This window comes from Herbidospora sp. RD11066 (assembly GCF_054661255.1).
Map to the genome: position 1 here is coordinate 168,738 of NZ_BAAGDO010000001.1, position 16,738 is coordinate 185,475.

At 69.7% G+C, this 16,738-nt stretch carries 14 protein-coding genes; 6 read left to right on the forward strand and 8 right to left on the reverse strand.

All coding sequences use genetic code 11. From position 1 onward, the window contains the following. The first annotated feature begins 81 nt into the window (after positions 1–81). Complete coding sequence (locus ACYQ78_RS00710) at positions 82–597, forward strand: HAD domain-containing protein (RefSeq protein ID WP_459798656.1); 516 nt, start codon at positions 82–84, stop codon at positions 595–597. On the opposite strand, the gene ACYQ78_RS00715 is transcribed toward ACYQ78_RS00710, so the two are convergent. From ACYQ78_RS00715 to ACYQ78_RS00740, 6 genes are all read right to left on the reverse strand, one after another. Next, the gene (locus ACYQ78_RS00715) at positions 527–1,213 is read right to left on the reverse strand and encodes an ABC transporter ATP-binding protein (protein ID WP_459798657.1); all 687 of its coding nucleotides are present in this window, start codon (positions 1,211–1,213) and stop codon (positions 527–529) included. The two genes, ACYQ78_RS00710 and ACYQ78_RS00715, sit on opposite strands and share 71 nt — an antisense overlap. Further along, positions 1,210–2,133, reverse strand: coding sequence for an ABC transporter ATP-binding protein (locus ACYQ78_RS00720; protein WP_459798658.1), 924 nt, complete (start codon positions 2,131–2,133; stop codon positions 1,210–1,212). The genes ACYQ78_RS00715 and ACYQ78_RS00720 overlap by 4 nt, the downstream gene beginning before the upstream one ends. Further along, positions 2,130–4,802, reverse strand: coding sequence for a hypothetical protein (locus ACYQ78_RS00725; RefSeq protein WP_459798659.1), 2,673 nt, complete (start codon positions 4,800–4,802; stop codon positions 2,130–2,132). The genes ACYQ78_RS00720 and ACYQ78_RS00725 overlap by 4 nt, the downstream gene beginning before the upstream one ends. Next, complete coding sequence (locus tag ACYQ78_RS00730; RefSeq protein ID WP_459798660.1) at positions 4,803–8,027, reverse strand: FtsX-like permease family protein; 3,225 nt, start codon at positions 8,025–8,027, stop codon at positions 4,803–4,805. 240 nt (positions 8,028–8,267) lie between these two features. Further along, the gene (gene rpsT, locus ACYQ78_RS00735) at positions 8,268–8,537 is read right to left on the reverse strand and encodes a 30S ribosomal protein S20 (RefSeq protein WP_459798661.1); all 270 of its coding nucleotides are present in this window, start codon (positions 8,535–8,537) and stop codon (positions 8,268–8,270) included. A 78-nt stretch (positions 8,538–8,615) separates the two neighbouring features. After that, the gene (locus ACYQ78_RS00740) at positions 8,616–9,620 is read right to left on the reverse strand and encodes a glycoside hydrolase family 18 protein (RefSeq protein WP_459798662.1); all 1,005 of its coding nucleotides are present in this window, start codon (positions 9,618–9,620) and stop codon (positions 8,616–8,618) included. Between the two features lie 74 nt (positions 9,621–9,694). Between ACYQ78_RS00740 and lepA the strand changes: the two genes are divergently transcribed. The 4 genes from lepA (at position 9,695) to ACYQ78_RS00760 (ending at position 13,287) form a co-directional block, all read left to right on the forward strand. Then, positions 9,695–11,524: a translation elongation factor 4 gene (gene lepA / locus ACYQ78_RS00745; RefSeq protein WP_459798663.1), complete on the forward strand. Its 1,830-nt coding sequence runs from the start codon at positions 9,695–9,697 to the stop codon at positions 11,522–11,524. Between the two features lie 74 nt (positions 11,525–11,598). Further along, positions 11,599–11,805, forward strand: a complete 207-nt coding sequence (locus ACYQ78_RS00750) for a hypothetical protein (protein WP_459798664.1) — start codon at positions 11,599–11,601, stop codon at positions 11,803–11,805. 26 nt (positions 11,806–11,831) lie between these two features. After that, the gene (locus tag ACYQ78_RS00755) at positions 11,832–12,239 is read left to right on the forward strand and encodes a type II toxin-antitoxin system VapC family toxin (protein WP_459798665.1); all 408 of its coding nucleotides are present in this window, start codon (positions 11,832–11,834) and stop codon (positions 12,237–12,239) included. An 82-nt stretch (positions 12,240–12,321) separates the two neighbouring features. Continuing rightward, positions 12,322–13,287 (forward strand): methyltransferase, encoded by a 966-nt coding sequence (locus ACYQ78_RS00760; protein WP_459798666.1) that lies wholly within the window; start codon positions 12,322–12,324, stop codon positions 13,285–13,287. 47 nt (positions 13,288–13,334) lie between these two features. Here the strand turns inward: ACYQ78_RS00760 and ACYQ78_RS00765 are convergent, their stop codons facing one another. After that, entirely contained in the window at positions 13,335–14,600 is a 1,266-nt protein-coding gene (locus ACYQ78_RS00765) for a glycoside hydrolase family 18 protein (protein ID WP_459798667.1), read from the reverse strand. Positions 14,601–14,720: 120 nt separating this feature from the next. On the opposite strand from ACYQ78_RS00765, the gene hemW reads away from it, so the two are divergent. Continuing rightward, entirely contained in the window at positions 14,721–15,938 is a 1,218-nt protein-coding gene (gene hemW / locus ACYQ78_RS00770; RefSeq protein WP_459798668.1) for a radical SAM family heme chaperone HemW, read from the forward strand. Here the strand turns inward: hemW and ACYQ78_RS00775 are convergent. Beyond that, a complete protein-coding gene (locus ACYQ78_RS00775; protein ID WP_459798669.1) occupies positions 15,922–16,728 on the reverse strand; it encodes a DUF3097 domain-containing protein in 807 nt (268 codons plus the stop codon). The two genes, hemW and ACYQ78_RS00775, sit on opposite strands and share 17 nt — an antisense overlap. Positions 16,729–16,738 lie beyond the last annotated feature (10 nt).

Consider the following 16,738-nt stretch of genomic DNA (forward strand, 5'->3'; position numbering starts at 1 on the left):
CGTTTCTACATATCGCTATCCGTAAGTGATCGTTGTGTTCGGTAAGGCGGCCGAGGACGTCCCGCCGCGTATGCTCCGTCAATGCCGGATGATCTCCCCATCCTCTTCCTCGACGTAGACGGCCCGATCATCCCCTTCGGCGGTCACCACCCCCCGAGGACCACCATCCAAGGCGCGAACCCGCTGCTCTCCCGCATCGACCCCACCCTGGGCGAAAAACTAGCCGCCCTCCCGGTCACCCTCGTCTGGGCCACCACCTGGACCTCCGAGGCCAACGACGTCATCGCCCCCCTTCTCGGCCTCCCCGACCTCCCCTACGTCGACTGGCCCGACACCGACACCTGGGGCGAACTCCACTGGAAGACCGCCCACCTGGTCACCTGGGCCAACGGCCGCGACTTCATCTGGCTGGACGACGAACCCACCGACCTGGACCGCCGCTGGATCACCCGCCACCACCCGGCAAGAGCTCTGGTCCACCAGGTCAACCCCACCCAGGGAATCACCGACGAAGACCTCCAGACCGTCAGGTCGTGGCCGGCTCGGCTTCCAGGAAAACCCCGTCCCGCAGCTCCAGCACCCGATCAGCCAAGGTGATCAAACTCGGATCGTGAGTGGCCACCACAGCCGTGACCCCTTCACTCCGTACCAGAGCCCGGATCAGTTGCATGATCTGCCGCGCCGTCTGAGAGTCGAGCTGCCCCGTAGGCTCATCCGCGATCAGCAACTTGGGCCGATTAGCGAGGGCCCGCGCAATCGCCACCCGCTGCTGCTGCCCTCCGGACAATTCATAAGGCCGCTGATTGGCATGAGCCTCAAGCCCGACCAGCGCGAGCAGAGACTTCACCCGCTCATCCCGCTCACCGGGCGCAGTGCGGCTGAGCCGCATCGGCACCCCCACGTTCTCCGCCGCCGACAGCACCGGAATCAGCCCGAACGACTGGAACACGAACCCGATCACATCACGCCGCAGCTCCAGCAACCCGGCCTCGGGAAGAGACGTCACCTCTTTCCCATCCACGACCACCCGCCCCTCGGTAGGAGCGTCCAGCCCACCGAGCAGGTTGAGCAGGGTCGTCTTCCCTGACCCCGACCGCCCTCGAACAGCGATCAGCTCGCCCGGGTAGGCCGAGAAGGACAGCCCCCGCAACGCCTCGACCCCGCGCGGATAGACCTTCCGCAGCCCGTCCACCACAACAAGCGGTTCGCTCATTCGCCGTTCTCCTCACCAGCGCCGGCCGGCCACACCCCGATGTGGTCGCGCTCGAGTTCGAGACGGACGCGCCGCTCCATGGCCAGCGCGTTCGTGAAATCCCTGGGGAGCTGCAGGCGGCCCACCCGGTCGAGGACCGCGTACTCCTCGGCGATGACGTCGCCGTCCTCCGAGGTGCGGCGGAGGGTCTCGCTGGAGGTGCGGCCGTCGCGGATGCCCACCGTGCGGTCGACCTGCTCCGACACCAGCGGGTCGTGGGTGACGATCACGGCGGTGACGCCCAGTTCGCGGTTGGCGCGGCGGAGGGCGCCGAACACCTCTTCGGAGGTGTCGCTGTCGAGTTCGCCCGTCGGCTCGTCGGCCAGGATCACCTCGGGGGAGTTGGCCAGGGCCACGGCGATCGCCACGCGCTGCTGTTCGCCGCCGGACATCTGGCCGGGGCGGCGCAGGGCGCAGTCGGCCACGCCGAGCAGTTCGAGTAGTTCGTCGGCGCGGTCGCGGCCCGCCTTCCGGCCGGCCAGTTTCATCGGGAGCATGACGTTCTCGCGGGCCGTCAGGTAGGGGAGCAGGTTGCGGGCGGTCTGCTGCCAGATGAAGCCGACGACCGAGCGACGGTAGTGCAGCCGGTCTTTGGCGGTCATCGACAGCAGGTCCATGCCGGCCACCCGCGCCAGGCCGGCCGTCGGGATGTCCAGGCCCGAGAGCACGTTCAGGAGGGTCGACTTGCCCGAGCCCGACGCTCCGACGATGGCGATCAGCTCGCCCTTCTCGATGAGCAGGTCGAGGCCCTGGAGGGCGACGACCTCGACGCCCTCGGTCTTGTAGATGCGGACCAGGTTGTCGCACAGGATGTGGGCGTGCTCGCCGAACGCGGGCTTGAGCCGCGTCGCCTGGGCCTCCAGATCGGACAGTGTGGTCATGAGGATTCCCCCACTCGGAGTGCGGTGGTGACGCGGCGGCCGGCGGTCGCGTGGGCGAAGGCGCCGAGGATCGAGACGGCGGTCAGGCCCGCCGCCAGCAGGGCGGGTGTGGTGAAGGTCAGCGGGAAGTCGGTGACGCTCAGGCCCGCGAACGCCGACAGGTCGAGGCCGGGGCCGAGCACCAGGGGCAGGGCCAGGCCGAGCGCGAGACCGGCCAAAGCGGTCAGGACGATCAGCGGTGCCACCTCCAGCACGGTCAGCGTGCGGGCCTGCTGCTGGGACAGCCCCAGCGTACGCAGGAACGACAGCGCCTTGGTGCGGTCGGCGGCGCCGATGACCAGGGCCACGATCACCGCGATCAGCGCGTAGACGCCCATGGCCACGGTCGCGATCGTGAAGGCGGTCGTGACGGCGCTGGTCAGCGGGGTGTCCTTGACGTCGGCCAGCGAGGTCGCATAGGTGTCGACCTCCGCGTCGGCCAGGCCCACCGCGCGGATCAGGGCCTCGCGGTCGACGTCGCCGTCGATGAGGAGCATGTTCGTGTACGTCCGCAGCCCCGCCCGCTCCGGCCCGTCGAACGGCATCACGATGAGGTTCTCGCCGGGGAACGTCAGGCCGGGCAGTTCGTCGAGGCGGCCCATGTTGCGGACCGTCATCCGGGTGTGCCACCCGATTTCCAATTCCTGGTACGGCGCCAGCGTCCGCGACAGCAACGCGGGGATGCCGAGCCCGCGCGGGGGGTCGGGCACCACGAGGGGCGAACCGGCGACGAGCTCGCGGTAGTCCTTCAGGTCGATCGAGACCACCGTGGCCCGCAGCCCGCCGACCTCGACCTGGACGCTGCCCTTGCCCGCCCGCACCACCCGGTTCACCCCGGGCAGCGCCTCGACCTTGGCCACCACGTCCTCGGGGATCTCGGCCGACCGCTCGATGCGGGCGGAGGCGCCGACGTCCTGCCAGGCGGCCCGGCTCTGGGTGTCGGCGATCGCGCCGGAGACCAGCGCGCCGAACACCGACACGGCCAGCGCGGGCAGCAGGATCAGCACCGGCAGCGCCGCCCCGCCGCGCGACCGGGCGGCCAGCGTGAGGCCGAGGAACGGGACCGCGCCGGGACGCCGTCCGGCGAACTTCGTGAGCAGCTTCAGTGGCAGGGGGTACAGGCGCAGGGTCAGGATCCCGGCGGCCAGGGCCAGCCCGGCGGGCGCCAGCATCAGGAACGGGTCGGCGCCCAGTTCCTGCGCCTCGCTCGCCACACCCCGCGAGCGCAGCAGATAGGCGCCGCCCGCGCCGAGCAGCACCACGAGGAGCTCCAGGGCGACGCGGCGGGGCGACGAACGTACAGAGACGAGATCGGAGCGGGTGTCCTTCAGGGGACGCCGGTGCGCCAGCGCGAGCCGGCCGGTCGCGAACAGCAGCGTCGTGACGGTCAGCACGACCGGCACCAGGTGCGAGACCAGCGACGTCGGGCCCGGGACCAGGTAGGACAGGCCGTAGCCGACCAGGGCGGCGGGCAGCACGGCCAGCGTGATCACCGATACCCCGGCCCGCACGACCTGGCCGAGGGAGGCACCGCGAGCTCGTACCAGAGAAAGACCCGTCCGCATCCGCTCGGTGAGCAACTGGACGGCGAGCGCCAGCACCCCGATCGCCACCACCGCGAGCCCGCCCAGCAGCAGGAAGAGCAGGGTCTCGGCGGTGCGCAGCACGCCGGTGAAGTTGGTCAGCACCAGCACGAGCCCGGTGTGCAGCTCGAAGCGGAGGTCGAACGGGCTGCCCGCGCGGCCCCCCGACAGGTCGGTCAGGATCCGGGTGAAGTCGTCGACCTGGGTGATCATCGGCTGCACGTCGGCCGCGGCGACCTGGCCGCGGTTCAGCCCGAAGACCCAGAAGTAGCTGAGCTCGCGGCGGTCGTCGAGGTCCTCCAGACCCTCGTCGCCGACCAGGCCGGTGGTCAGCCACTCGCTCTCGGTGTCGCGGGGGATCGGCCGGATGATCGCCCGGGTGACCTCGTAGTTGTGCTCCCAGAACCGGTCGGACGGGTCGGTGACCTCGTAGATCCCCGTGATGCGGGCCACGACCGGATAGCTGTTGCCCAGCAGCAGGGTCGCGCCGACCGGGATCTTCATCTTGTCCCGGGCCTCGGCGACGACCCCGAGCTCGATCACCTTCAGGTTCTTCAGCTCGGGACGGCCCGGCACGGTGGCCAGCGTCGACGAGGGGCCGGGCGGCGTGCCCTCGACCCACTTCACCCGGCTCGCCGCGCCGGGCAGCCAGGCGAAGTCGACGTACTCGTGGGAGGCCCCGGTGGGCCCGGTGATCCGTTCGGCGACCGGGGTGCCGTGGGTCTTGGCGGCGACGTGGGAGGTGCCCTGGCCGAGCGGGACGACGACCTTGCGCAGGTCCGGCGGCAGGTTCTCGCCGAACTCCTCGTAGCGGTTCTCGAAGTCGCGCGGATGGGTGATCAGCGACTGGGGCGCGAGCGCCCGCGTGGTCACCGTCAGGTCGGTCTGCTGGGCGGTGACGTCGCCGAGCATGCCGCGCACGGCGTCGTCGTAGGCGTCCTCGAACCCCCTCGGCAGCGCCGCGAGCAGCAGCGACGCGGAAAGGGCCAGCAGCGCCAGCACCAGGGCGGCGCCCCGGTGCACCTTGACGAGCTGCCAGACGTTCACTCAGTCCTCCCCGATGCGCAGCGCGCGGCCGAGACCCTGGCGGCGGAGCGTACGGGCCAGGCCCGCGACCACCGCGAACAGCAACAGCGCCACCGCTGCGAGCAGGGCGGCCGTCGCGCCCCACGGGATGTCCAGCAGCACTCCCGGCGTCACCGCGGTCGCCTGACCGGTGAGCACGATGTGCGGCACGACGAGGGTGGCCACGGCGACCGCGAGAGCCGTACCGGCCAGCAGGGACAGCCCGATGATGAAGGTCTGCTCGACGGCGAGCAGCCCGAAGACCTGGTTGAAGCTCACCCCGAGCGCGCGCAGCAGCGCGAACTCGGTGGTGCGTTCGCGGGCCGCGACGGCCGCGTTGACGAGGAAGCCGAGCACCGCGAACACCAGCGCCGCCGCGAAGCCCAGGATCAGCGCGCCCTGGAGGCCGCTGGCCAGCGGGTCGTCCTGGAGCTGGGTGGTCAGCGCGGCCCGCGAGACGATCGTCTGGTCCCAGTCGATGTGCCTGGTCATCTCCGCTTCGGCGCGCGCGTCGCCGGTGGCGAGCCACCATTCGGTGGCCTGATGGGGGGTGTACGCCCCCGCCAGGTCCCGGGCCTGGACGGTCTCCAGATCGGCCAGCACGGCGGCCTGCCCGCCCTCGGTCCCGGGCATCGCGTCGAGGAAGGCGATCGGCGTCACCGGGGTCGGCGTGCCGTCGATGGCCATGGTCGTCGTCTTGCCGATCACGAGCTTCGCCTCGGCGGCCAGGCCCGCGGTGACCGCGATCGGCAGCGCCGCCGGGTCGGCCGGGCCCGGCACCAGCGCGAAGTGCTCCGACTCGACCGGCACGTCGGCCGGGTGGGAGGCCGGCTGGTCGGTCTTCAGCTGGAGGAACCCGCCGGGGGTGAGCACCGGGGTGCCCAGGCTCTGCTTCCCGCGCTGGACGACCGTCCAGGTGGGGGTGGCGAGCGTGGTTCCGGCGTCGGTGGTGACCGCGTCGACGGCGACCGTGATCGGGGTGCCCTCGGGCGGGATCGGCACGTCGAGCAGCAGGCCCTCGACGGTCAGCGGGTAGGCGATGGCGCCGGAGCGCCCGGCCAGGGCCTTCAGATCGGCGGTGAGCTGGTGGGTCCGTCCGTCGGGGGTGAGCACGCCGGTCGGCGCCTCGGCGCGGGTGCCGAGCCGGTCGCGGACCACCAGTCGCAGCGACAGGCCGGTGTACCCGGCCGCGCGGGCCGGGTCGTCGAGCGTGAGCCGGACCCCCAGCTTCAGCGCGGCGGGCTCGCCGGGGACCGCGATCGAGGCGGGGTCGGGCCGGGAGGAGGAGAGCTCGCCCGCGAGTTCCGGCAGGGTCATCGGGGTCAGGTCGGGACGCAGGTGCATCAGCCCGTCGAGGCGCTCCGCGTCGGCGGCCAGGAACACCGCGTCGTCGTCGCCCGTCTCGATCGTGCCCCGGTAGACCGGGCTGATCCCGGTGACCCCGGGCAGCGCGGCATAGGTGCCCGCCCGGCCGAGCGAGCCGAGTTCGGTGCCCGCGACCGGCCCGGCGACCCGCAGGTCGGCGGCGGCGATGTGGCGGGCCTGGTCGATCTGCGAACCGCGCCAGGTCGCGGCGGTCGCGATCGACACCACGCCGATCGCGATGGCCATCGTCAGCAGCAGCACCGGCCCCGAATAGCGCAGCGGGCGGCGGCTGACCTGCCAGGCGCCCAGCGCCGGCGCGAGACTGGACCTGCGGCTGGTCCACCGTTCGGCGATGCCCGAGACGATCGGGACGAGCCGCAGGCCCAGCATGCCCCCGCACAGAAGGGCCAGTGCCGGTCCCGTCACGATCAGCGGGTCGATGCCGAGCCCGCCGCTCGAAGTGGACGTGACCGGAGCGCCGTACCTCTGGAGCTGCCAGACCGCGAGGGCCGCCACGACGAGCAGGGCCAGGTCGCCACCGGCGCGCTGGATGATCCCCTGCTTCTCACCGCGTCCTCGCGAGGACTGTTCTTCGATGTACGTCCGCCGCGCCCCCCGCAACGCCGGCAGCGCCAGCAGCACGGCGCACGCGATCGCCACGCCCGCCGAGATGAGGAAGGTCGACAGGTTGGGCGTGGGCGTGAGCCTCACCCCGGTCGCCCGCAACCACGGCAGCGACCCGATCAACGTGAGCACCGGCGGCGCCAGGAACGGCGCCACGATCGCGCACGGCAGCGCCACCAGCAGCGACTCGGCCCCCGCCAGCAGCCCGAGGCGCAGCGATCCGGCGCCGCGCGAGCGCAGCAGCGCCACCTCCATGCGCCGGTGGTCGGCCAGCAGCCGCGCCGTCAGCATCAGCGCGTACGCCGCCAGCACCAGCAGCTGCAGCACCGGCACCAGCATCGTCGAACGGGCCACCAGCGCGGCCTGGTCGAGCTGGCCCAGCATCTCGGGCAGGCTGCTGGTCGCCGAACAGCCCGAGCACTCCTTCTTCAGCTCGTCGTTCAGCCCCGCCACCGACTCGGCGAAGGGCCGCAACTGCTCGCGCGGCAGGTCGCGCAGGTCGGGCACCGCGAACCAGGTCGCCGTCACGTTCGTCGCGAACCGCGCCACGAACGTCTCGGGCGCCGTCATCATCGGCCCGTACGTCGTGTAGTTGCGGATCTCCGAGCCCCGCCGCAGCAGCTCGTCGCCGTTCCACCGGTCGCTGTAGGGGTCGTCGAGCTGGTAGATCCCGCTGACCCGCACGTCGACCGGCTTCTTGTCGAGCCGCCCGACGATGGTGAAGGTCGCGCCCGTGGTCAGGTTCATCGCCTGCGCGGCCGGCTGCGACAGCGCGACCTGCACCGGCCCCGACGGAGCATCCGCGGGCCAGGCGCCGTCGACGAGCTGGGCGAAGCGGTCGAAGTTCTGGTAGGTGCCGAACCGGGTCAGCTCGGGCTGCTCCAGCTTCTCCTGGCCCGGCATGGCGTAGGAGTCGGAGCGGATGGCGACCGTGACGTCCGCGGGCACGTCGCCGTAGGTCGTGGCCAACCGGCCGCGGATGAGGGCGTCGCGCTCGGGGTAGGTCTTCGCGTCGACCGGGGTGGTGACCCGGGCCGAGGTGGTCTTGATCGGGGCCGTCTCCATGGTCCGCCGGACACCGACCTCGGCGACGGTGACGGCGTACATGATCAGCGCCACGAGCGCCGTGGTCGCCAGCAGGATCGAGCCGAACGCGGCCACGAGGAGGAGCGGCTGGCTGAGAGCGCGCCGCAGGACCAGCGGAATACGCCCCCGCATGAACCGACTCCTATCGTTTTCACCGTTGTGCGGCACACGATAGGGGAGCAGGAAGCCTTGACGACGGGTCAGGGAAGACGGTGACCTAGCCGGTACGCTGCGGCGATGCCAATGTGATATCGAAAACGTGACATATCACGGGTTGAATCGCGGCACGGATCTCCGTGGTCTCCGCAAAAGGCGGAAGCCGTGTCCCGGTATGACGGGACACGGCTTCCGGACGCGTTGTGAACGCAGGCCTTAGTTGGCCGCGAGCGCGGCGGCGCGCTTGGCGATCGCCGACTTGCGGTTGGCGGCCTGGTTCTTGTGGATGACACCCTTGCTCACAGCCTTGTCGAGCTGACGGCTGGCCGCCAGCATCGCCGCGGTCGCCGCAGCGGCGTCGCCGGTCTCGGCGGCCTCACGGAACTTGCGGACAGCCGTCTTGAGGGACGACTTGACGGCCTTGTTACGCATCCGGGCCTTCTCGTTCTGCCGGTTGCGCTTGATCTGGGACTTGATGTTCGCCACGAAGAAGCCTCAAAAAGAAGTCTGGGTTTCGGTATGGGCCGCGCTGGCTCGATGAGAGGGCGTGCCATACGCAGTTGCTTAGGATACCAGCACCCATGACGTGAGGTACTCCTTCCAATCCTGCTCCGTGGCGGCGAAGTCCACGTAGAGGGCCAGCCCCGCGTTCTCGCGCGGCGTCTCGGTGATCGCCAGCCGCATCCCCTCGGCGGCCATCTCCACACTCTCGGCGTAGTCGCTCACCCCGACCATGTGGTCGTGGTAGGCCGGGGCGCCGATCAGCACACTCGTCTCCTTCGGCGCCAGCGCGAACGCCTTGCGGGCCTGCCGGGCGACCCAGCCGCCGTAGAGCGTCTGGAGCGGCGTCCACGAGTCGTAGGTCATCACCGCGACCTGGTCGACCTTCTCCGCCACGGTTGTGAAATAGGCCTCCGACCAGTACTTCCCGTGGCCCACGACCGTGTTCCAGGTGAACACCGCCCCGGGGAAGGGCTCGATCTGGTGGCTGGAGACGGAGATGCGGGCGTTCGGGATGGCGGCGCGGGTCTCGTCGAGCAGCTTCAGGTAGTCGGCGTCGCCGTCCACGACCGGCTCGAAGTTGTAGTGCACCCCGTCGTAGCCGAGCGCCACGATCTCCCTGGCGCCGGCGATGATGTTGGCCCGCGTGGCCGGGTCGCCGAGGTCGAGGGACCCCCGATCCTCCTCGTCGACGGTCTGCCCGAGCCACGGCAGCACCCGCACGCCGGGGAGCTGGTTCCGCGCCCAGTTCAGGAAATCGCGCGATTTGGGGTGCAGATTCGGATCGAGTTTCCCGTCGGGACCGTAGGGCCCCGAGTGCACGAACAGATCCCGCATGTGGGTGAGGCGCGGCTTCAGTTCCTCGAGATCCTTCTCCGTACGCCGCCCGTCGACCCACATGTGCCCCATCCACAGCGCGTCGGTCCCGGCCGAACGCGCCGTGGCCACGGGAGTGCCCAGGTAGTCGAGCCGGAGGACGGCCATGCCGGTCACCGCGAGCACCAGCGGAACAGCCACGACGATCAATAAGCCGAGCAGCGCACGGCGGCGCGTGGTCGAGGCAAGCATGGGGACATGCCACCATGGAGGGTGGCTGCCTCGCCAGCCGACGACCGCCTCAAACCCTGCTGAAACGGACCTCGGTGCGCACTCAGACCGGCCAGACCGACCCCGCGTTGATTCGCAACTTCTGCATCATCGCGCACATCGACCATGGCAAGTCAACGCTTGCCGACCGGATGCTGCAGATCACCGGTGTCGTCGACGACCGATCGATGCGCGCCCAATACCTCGACCGCATGGACATCGAGCGCGAGCGCGGCATCACCATCAAGTCGCAGGCCGTCCGGCTGCCGTGGAACGGCCACGTGCTCAACATGATCGACACGCCCGGCCACGTCGACTTCACCTATGAGGTGTCGCGGTCGCTCCAGGCGTGCGAGGGCGCGGTCCTGCTGGTCGACGCCGCCCAGGGCATCGAGGCGCAGACGCTGGCCAACCTCTACCTGGCCATGAACAACGACCTCAACATCATCCCGGTCCTCAACAAGATCGACCTCCCGGCCGCGCAGCCGGAGAAATACGCCGAAGAGCTGGCCAACCTGATCGGGTGCGACCCGTCCGACGTGCTGCGCGTCTCCGGCAAGACCGGTGTGGGCGTGAAGGAGCTGCTCGACCACGTGGTCGACGCCGTCCCCGCCCCCGTCGGCGACGCCGACGCCCCCGCGCGGGCCCTGATCTTCGACTCGGTCTACGACACCTACCGGGGCGTGGTCACCTACGTCCGGGTGATCGACGGCCACCTGTCCAAGCGCGAGCGCATCCTCATGATGTCGACCAAGGCCCAGCACGAGACGCTGGAGATCGGGGTCATCAGCCCCGAGCCGCTCCCGTCCGACCGCGGCCTCGGCGTCGGCGAGGTGGGCTACCTGATCACCGGTGTGAAGGACGTCCGCCAGTCCCGCGTCGGCGACACCGTCACCTCGGCCGCCAAGCCCGCGGAGAAGGCGCTCGACGGCTACGCCCACCCGAGGCCGATGGTCTACTCGGGCCTCTACCCGATCGACGGCGACGAGTTCCCCGAGCTCCGCGAGGCCCTCGACAAGCTGCGCCTCAACGACGCCGCCCTGGTCTACGAGCCCGAGTCGTCGGCCGCGCTGGGCTTCGGCTTCCGCTGCGGCTTCCTCGGCCTGCTCCACATGGAGATCGTGCGCGAGCGCCTGGAGCGCGAGTTCAACCTGGCCCTGATCTCGACCGCGCCCAACGTCATCTACCGCGTGATCATGGAAGACGGCACCCACCACACGGTGACCAACCCGTCGGAGTTCCCCGAGGGCAAGATCGCCGAGATCTACGAGCCGATCGTCAAGGCGACGGTGCTGGCGCCGTCCGAGTTCATCGGCGTCATCATGGAGCTCTGCCAGGGCCGCCGCGGCAACCTCCAGGGCATGGACTACCTGAGCGAAGACCGCGTCGAGATCCGCTACACCCTGCCCCTGGGCGAGATCATCTTCGACTTCTTCGACCAGCTGAAGTCGAAGACCCGCGGCTACGCCTCCCTCGACTACGAGCCCTCGGGCGAGCAGGACGCCGACCTGGTCAAGGTCGACATCCTCCTCCAGGGCGAGGCGGTCGACGCCTTCTCGGCGATCGTCCACCGCGAGAAGTCCTACGCCTACGGCGTCGACATGGCCAAGAAACTCAAGGAACTCATCCCGCGGCAGCAGTTCGAGGTCCCCATCCAGGCGGCCATCGGCGCCCGCGTCATCGCGCGCGAGAACATCCGCGCGATCCGGAAGGACGTTCTGGCCAAGTGCTACGGCGGCGACATCTCCCGCAAGCGCAAGCTCCTCGAAAAGCAGAAAGAGGGCAAGAAGCGCATGAAGATGGTCGGCCGCGTCGAAGTGCCGCAGGAGGCCTTCGTCGCAGCGCTGAGCACCGACAGCGGCGCCGTGGAGAAGGCCAAGAAGTAGCACGACAAGTTTGTGACAGGTAAAGACAGATAAAGACAGGTAACGCGGCCGGGTGACGCTCATACACTCCTGGTATGAGCGTCATGCGGGATGAACTTCATGAGCTGGTCGACGCGCTCCCTGAAGAGAAGGTCGCACCTGTGCTGCGGCTCGTCCGCGACCAGCTCGCCGATGCGCCCAAAGTGCGGCATCTGCCGTGGATCGGGACGATGGAAGCCGGACCTGATTTTGCCGAACGGTCGGAAGATATCCTTCGGTCAGGGGACAATCACCCTTTGTGACTGTCCTTGCTGCCGGACCTGTTGTCGTGGACACAGGGCCGTTGGTCGCGGCCTTCAACCGTGACGATCGGCACCATAAGGTCTGCGCTGACCTCGTTGAACGCTATCCCGGCCCCCTGCTCGTCCCGCCGACGGTGATCGTGGAGGTGTGCCAACTCGTTGAGAAGGAATTGGGGAGTAGGTCGGAGGCGGACTTCCTCGCTTCCTTCCCCGATGCGCTGATCATGGTTGATCTTGTCGACGATGATCTACGTCGGATGAGTGCCTTGGTCAATCAGTACGCCAGCCTCCGGTTGGGGGCGGCTGATGCGTCAGTGATCGCGGTCGCAGAGCGGCTCAACATCCCCACAGTCGCCACCTTGGACCGGCGCCACTTCACCGTGGTGCGGCCATGTCACGTCGACTCGCTCGTTCTGCTGCCCTTCGAACTCTGAGCTACGGCCGGGAATTCGATCGCGGAACGGGTGCTCGCCCAGTAGCGTCCCTCCTTCGCCCCCAACGAAGAGAGGTCGACCCATGCCCGGAATCTGGGAGCTCGCCGATCTGATCACCCCGATGGCCATCAGGACCGCCGCGCACCTGCGCCTCGCCGACCACCTGGCCAAGGCTCCTCGTACCGCCCCCGAACTGGCAGAGCTCACCGCCACCGACGACGACGCCCTCACCCGGCTGCTCGCGCATCTCGTGCACATCGGTGTTCTGGAGAGATCCGGCGACCACTACCGCCTGACCGAACTCGGCGAGCCGCTCCGTGACGACCACCCCGACGGCTTCCGCGCCTTCGCCGACCCCGCGTCCATGATCGGCCGGGGTGATCTGGCCCTCGTCCATCTCCCGCACAGCGTCAAAACGGGGGAGGCCGCTTATCCCAAGCTCTACGGCGCCGACTTCTGGACCGACGCCCGCACCCACGCCGCCGACTACGACCACCAGATGGGCCTCGACGTCTCCGGCGACGCCCCGGACATCGCCGCCGCCTTCGACTGGGCCTCCCTGGGACACGTCGTCGATGTCGGCGGGGGAGACGGCACGCTCCTCGAAGCCCTGCTCGACCGGTTCCCCACGCTCACCGGCGAGGTCTTCGACCAGCCCGCCACCGCCGCGACCGCCGCCCGCCGTCTCGCGCGGTTCGGAACCAGGGCCTCCGCCACTGGAGGCTCCTTCTTCGAGCGCGTCCCCGCGGACGCCGGGGGCTATCTGCTGACCGCGATCATCCACGACTGGGACGACGCCCGCTCGATCGAGATTCTGCGCAGGGTCGCCGAGGCGGCCGGGCCCGGCGGGCGGGTGTTCGTGATCGAGAAGGTCACCGGCGACCAGGTCAATACCAGGATGAACCTGCGGATCCTCGTCTACATGACCGGCAAGGAGCGCGGCGTCACCGAACTCGCCGTGCTCGGCGAACGGGCCGGGCTCGGCCATGTCGCCACCCACGCCTCGGGCGGGATGTCCGTCGTGGAGTTCCGCGTACACGAGAAATGAGAAAGAGCCGGAGCGCGACCCAGTGCGCTCCGGCTCCCGTCTTCAGGTCAGCGCAGGACCTTGTACAGCGCGGTCGTCAGGGACGCCTTGCTGTCGTCCTGGTCGATCGACCACATCATCGAGCCGCCGAGGCCCTTCAGGCGGATGTAGGCCGCCTTCTCGACCAGCGAGATCGGGTCGTCGTACGACCAGAACTCGTTGCCGTCGTACAGCCACAGGGCGCCGGTCAGCAGGTCGCGGTGGCGCTTGCCGGGCTTGTTCACGAGGTCCTTGTAGTCCTCGGAACCGGCGGCCCACTTGCCGGGGGCGGGGCCCGTGGCGGGCTTCCAGAGGCCGTTGCCGCCGGCGGTCACGCCGGTCCAGCCCTGGCCGTAGGCGGGGACGCCGACGACGATCTTCTTCTTGGGGGCGCCGCGCGAGATGTAGTCGCGGACGGTCTGGTCGACGCTGTACTTGACCGGGTTCGGGTCCTTGCGGTCGGTGAACAGGTTGCCGTTGTGACCGGTCACGGTCTCCCACGAGCCGTGCAGGTCGTAGCCCTGGACGGTGGCGAAGTCGAGGTAGGAGAAGACCTTCTTGACCTCGAAGCCGGCGTCGATCTTCGCGGCGGCGGCCGGGAGGAAGGCGGTGAGCTCGTGCTTCTTGTTGTAGGCGTTCATCTGGCTGCGCAGCTCGGCCAGGAACAGGGTGAAGTTCTGCTTGTCCTCGGGACGGATGACGTTGCCGACCTCACCGGACGAACCGGGCCACTCCCAGTCGAGGTCGATGCCGTCGAAGACGCCCGCGCCCGCGCCGGGGGCGGCGCCGGGCAGGTTGCCCTTCAGCCAGAGGTCGATGCAGGAGGCGGCCAGCTTGGTGCGGGCCGCGGGGGTGAGGACGGCGTCGGAGAAGTACTTCGAGCCGGTCCAGCCGCCGAGCGAGATCAGGACCTTGAGGCTCGGGTGCTTGGCCTTCAGCTTCTTGAGCTGGTTGAGGTTGCCGGCGATGGCGCCGGTGCCGTCGTCGGCCACGCCGTCGACGCTCTGCTCGGCCGGGACCGGGCGCTGCCAGTCGGCCCACGGGTCGGCCGAGTAGCACTCGCTCTGCTGGTTGACGAAGCCGAAGGCGTAGTTGATGTGGGTGATCTTGGAAGCGGCACCGCTCGTGTCCACGTCCTTGACGTGGTAATTGCGGCCGTAGATGCCCCACTGGATGAAGTAGGCGACGCGCTTGTAGCCCGAGTTGCCGGTGGAGGCCTGGGCCGGAACGGGCGCGGCGGTGGCGACCAGACCGGCCACCAGCGCTAACAGAAGGGGGGTGCGTAGTCTCGGCACTCTTGTCTCCGCTGCTAGGAGGCACTTCTTATAGGAAAGTTTCCTGTAAGTTTGCCGGGATCATAAAGCGGCTCCGGTGACCCCGTCAATGAACCTCCCCGCATCGGGCAGACTGGGCGGATGCCTTCCGTGTTGCCTGACGGTGAGACCGTCCCCACGTCCGGTGAGATTCCGGCCGCCGCGCTCGCCACACTGGGTGACCGTCCGTTCGGTTTCTATGTGCACGTGCCCTTCTGCGCGTCCCGCTGCGGCTACTGCGACTTCAACACCTACACGGCGTCGGAGCTAGGCTCCGGGGCCTCACAAAGCGCTTACGCCGACACCGTGATCGAGGAGATCCGGCTCTCGCGCCGGGTGCTCGGCGACGCCGATCTGCCGGTCCAGACCGTGTTCTTCGGTGGCGGCACCCCGACGCTGCTGCCCCCCACCGATCTTGTACGCATCCTCAGGGCCCTCCACGAGGAGTTCGGCATCGAGCACGACGCCGAGGTCACCACCGAGGCCAATCCCGAGTCGGTCGGCCCCCGTGAGCTGGCGATCCTGCGCGAAGGCGGCCTCAACCGCATCTCCTTCGGCATGCAGAGCGCCCGCGACCACGTGCTGCGGGTGCTGGAGCGCAACCACACCCCGGGCCGGGCCGCGCAGGCCGTCCGGGAGGCGAAGGAGGCGGGGTTCGCCCACGTCAACCTCGACCTGATCTACGGCACCCCGGGCGAGACCGACGACGACTGGCGGGCCTCCCTGGAGGCGGCCATCGCGACCGGGCCCGACCACGTGTCGGCCTACTCGCTGATCGTCGAGACCGGCACCCGCCTGGCCAACCAGATCAAGCGCGGCACCGTCCCCATGCCCGACGACGACGTCGCCGCCGACCGCTACCTGATCGCCGACGAACTGCTGGAGAAGGCCGGTTTCTCCTGGTACGAGGTCTCCAACTGGGCCACGAGCGAGCAGGCCCGCTGCCGCCACAACCTGCTCTACTGGTCGGGCGCCGACTGGTGGGGCGCCGGTCCCGGCGCGCACAGCCACGTCGGCGGCGTGCGCTGGTGGAACGTCAAGCACCCCTCGACCTACGCCGCCCGCCTCGCCGAGGGCCACTCACCGGCCCACGCCCGCGAACGCACCACCGCCGAAGAGCGCACCTTGGAGCGGGTCATGCTCGAACTCCGGCTGCGCGACGGCTACCCGCTCGACGACCTGGCCAAAGAGGTCCGGCCCGCCGCGGCCAAGGCCCTGGCGACGGGGCTGCTCGACGTCGAGGCGTTCAAGAAGGGCCGCGCCGTCCTCACCCTCCAGGGGCGGCTGCTGGCCGACGCGGTCGTCAGAGATCTGACGTGACGAAGTCGATGAGTTCCTCGACCCGGCCGAGGAGTTCGGGCTCCAGGTCGGCGTAGGTGGTCACCCGGCCGAGGATCCGGCGCCACGCGTCGGCGGGTTCGAGGCGCCAGCCGAGCGCCGCGATCACGCCCTCTTTCCAGGGGATCCCGCGCGGCACGTCGGGCCACGCCCTGATGCCCAGCACCGACGGCTTGACGGCCTGCCAGACGTCCACATAGGGATGGCCCGCCACCAGCACGTGGGGGCCGCTCACCTGGGCGGCGATGCGGCTCTCCTTGGAGCCGGGCACGAGATGGTCGACCAGCACGCCGAGACGGCGGCCGGGTTCGGGAGCGAACTCGGCGACGATCTCGGGCAGGTGGTCGACGCCCTCGAGGTATTCGACGACCACGCCCTCCACCCGGAGGTCGTGGCCCCAGATCTTCTCCACGAGCGCGGCGTCGTGGACGCCCTCGACGTAGATCCGGCTCTGCTGGGCGACCCTGGCCTTCAGGCCCTCGACCGCGATGGAACCCGAGGCGCTGCGCCTCGGGGCCTGGGGCCCGGCCTGGGGGCGGACCAGAGTGACCGTCTTCCCCTCCAGGAGGAAGGCCGCGGGCTCCAGCGGGAACAGCCGCCGTCGCCCGAACCGGTCTTCCAGGGTGACGGCCTCCTTGTCGCAGGCCACCACCGCCCCGCAGAACCCGTCGTCGGCCCACTCGACCACGAGGTCGAGCTCGGCCGGGATCTGCGGGATCGTCCCCTTCTTGGGGCGCCGCCAGTCTCCGGAGAGCACGTCCCGCTCGTACATGGCGGGAACG